Raw genomic sequence first — 2,315 nt, 5'->3', positions numbered from 1 at the left:
TGGGCCGGGTCCTTCCCGTCTGCCTTCTCTGTCTCCGACAGAGCAATGAAGAGGCAGCCGGGCCCCTCCCGAGGTCCCTTCCCCAAAACGGCCAAACGCTCTGCGTTTGATATGTTGCCGTTTTGGCCGGGATGACGCGGGATCGGGGCTTTGTCCCGTTGGGCCTGATGGTTGCGGTCACTCGCGTCTTTGTGACAGGGGATCTCGAACCTCACCCCAAAAAATCTGTGATTTTTCGGGGGCCCCGAGGGTGAGGGTATGAGGAACCCTCACCGCCGAGATGACGTTATTATTGAACGGGACAATATGCCCGGGCTTTGGTCGAGGGGTCCTGCCGTGATGACGAGTGTTCCCCACATTATAGCATGATTTTATAAAGGAGAAAGAGCATGAGAAAGAGCGCGATAGTATTTCACGTGAATATGAAGAAGGTAAAGCGGGTGGCCGACAGGCTGGACCGCGCGGAATACCCGGAAACTGCCGAGGTGCTGGACGCCATATTGGACGGCTCGGTCCGATTGCCCGACGACCTGGGCGAGGTGGCCGACGAGCTGATGTATGAGTGCGACCTGCCAAAGATCTTTCCCTACGATCTGAGAGATCTGGTGAAGGATATGTATTTTGACGCCATGAAGTGCGAAGTCAACGAGGACGCCGGCGCTTCCGCCAACAATCTGGGGGCCCATTATTACAACGGCGCCCGTGGATTTGAAAAAAACTGCAAAACCGGCATATTGTGGTACATCAAGGGCGCCCGGCTCGGCAGCAGCGTTGCCCGGGAAAATCTGGGCTATTGCTACTACTACGGCAACGGAGTGGAGCAGGACTACGAAAAGGCTTTCAAATGGTTTTCCATCGGCGCTTTTTTGGGAGAGCCGGTGTCCACCTACAAGATAGGCGACATGTACCGCAACGGCTACCATGTGGACATGGACAAGAATACGGCCTTTTTGATCTACAAGCGCTGCCTCCTGCTCATGTCCGACGAGGACAGGCAAGACGCCGCCGGCCCGGTGTATCTGCGGCTGGGCGACATGTATTACTCCGGCTCGGGCACCCCCGCCGACGCCAGGGAGGCCCTGGAATGCTACAGGCTGGCCCAGTGCTATCTGGAGGAAATGGTGGAAAACGGACAGGAGTCTTACCGCTCCAGCCTGGACAGGGCCATGGAGGGCCAGATAAAAGCCCAGGAGGCCTTGCTGCAGGCCCCCGTAAAGGAGCAACGCCCTTGAAATATCTGTACGATCTGCACATGCACACCAAAGAAGGCAGCGACGGCTCGCCCGTAAAGGACATGGCGGCCTATTATCACGAAATGGGCTACGCGGGCTTTTGCGTCACTGACCACCTGACCGGCAGCTCCGCCGTCCCCGAGGGGGCCCCGTGGAAGGACCGGGTGGACCGCATCTGGGAAGTGACCGGGCAGGCCGCGGCGGAGGCCGGCAAATACGGCCTGAGCGTGTTTCCCGGCCTGGAATACAGCATCAGGAGAAGTGCGGACCGGTTTCTCCCCTGCACCGGCAACGACTTTGTGTTTTTGAACGTCAGCCGCGACTGGATGCTGGACAGCGAAGACCTGTTTGACCTGCGCTACACCGAGCTTTTCAAAAAAGCGAGGGAGGCGGGCGTCTTCATCATCCACGCCCATCCCTTTCTGGAGGCGTGGTACATGACCCACGGCATCATCCTCTGCCCCCGGGAAGTGGACGCGGTGGAGATATACAACGGCCACGTCTCCGACGAATGCAACGAAAGGGCCCGGTGGTATTGCCGGGAATACGGACTGCTGCCCGTGGCCGGGTCCGACAACCACACCCCGGACAGGGAGCGCAGGACCGGCGTGGCCACGGACAGGCGGTGCGACACCGTGGAAGAGCTGCTGGAGGCCGTCAGGACCCGCAGGGCCGAGCCTTTTTTGGAGAAACTCACCCCCGCAGAGTGACCCGGGCGGCAGGGCGTTCTTCCGCCGTCATCCCGGCGCAGCGTCCAACCCGCGTCATCCCGGATCCTCCCCTCGTCATCCCGGCGACACCGCCAACACCCCGCGTCATCCCGGATCCTCCGCCGTCATCCCAGCGCACATTATTGTGCGTTGGAGATCTGTGGGGGCACCGACGGCTGAAGGCCGTTGGGGGGTCCACGCGGCGGAGGATCGTTCAAGCTCCACTCTCCCGTCATCCCGGCGCAGCACCCAACCCGCGTCATCTCGGCGGTTGAGCGTAAGCGAAACCGGTAAGAGATCTACGGGGGGACCGACGGCATTTATGCCGTTGGGGGGGGCCGTATCGCGGGGCAGGGGAAAACACTCCCGTCAT

General features: G+C 60.5%; 2 protein-coding genes. Both read left to right on the top strand.

The genetic code is table 11. The features are described from left to right. Positions 1-389: 389 nt before the first annotated feature. A complete protein-coding gene (locus IK083_06380; GenBank protein ID MBR4749178.1) occupies positions 390-1,232 on the top strand; it encodes a sel1 repeat family protein in 843 nt (280 codons plus the stop codon). Then, positions 1,229-1,942 carry a PHP domain-containing protein gene (locus IK083_06375; GenBank protein MBR4749177.1) on the top strand — a complete coding sequence of 238 codons (714 nt, stop codon included), beginning with the start codon at positions 1,229-1,231 and terminating at the stop codon, positions 1,940-1,942. Before IK083_06380 ends, IK083_06375 begins: the two co-directional genes overlap by 4 nt. Positions 1,943-2,315: the final 373 nt, after the last annotated feature.

The organism is Abditibacteriota bacterium, assembly GCA_017552965.1.
Taxonomy (GTDB): domain Bacteria; phylum Armatimonadota; class UBA5829; order UBA5829; family UBA5829; genus RGIG7931.
This window is presented reverse-complemented; position numbering and strand designations above follow the sequence as displayed.

Bases quoted from the DNA above. Each gene is read 5' to 3' on its own strand.
- IK083_06380 (MBR4749178.1), top strand. From the start codon at position 390: ATGAGAAAGAGCGCGATAGTATTTCACGTGAATATGAAGAAGGTAAAG.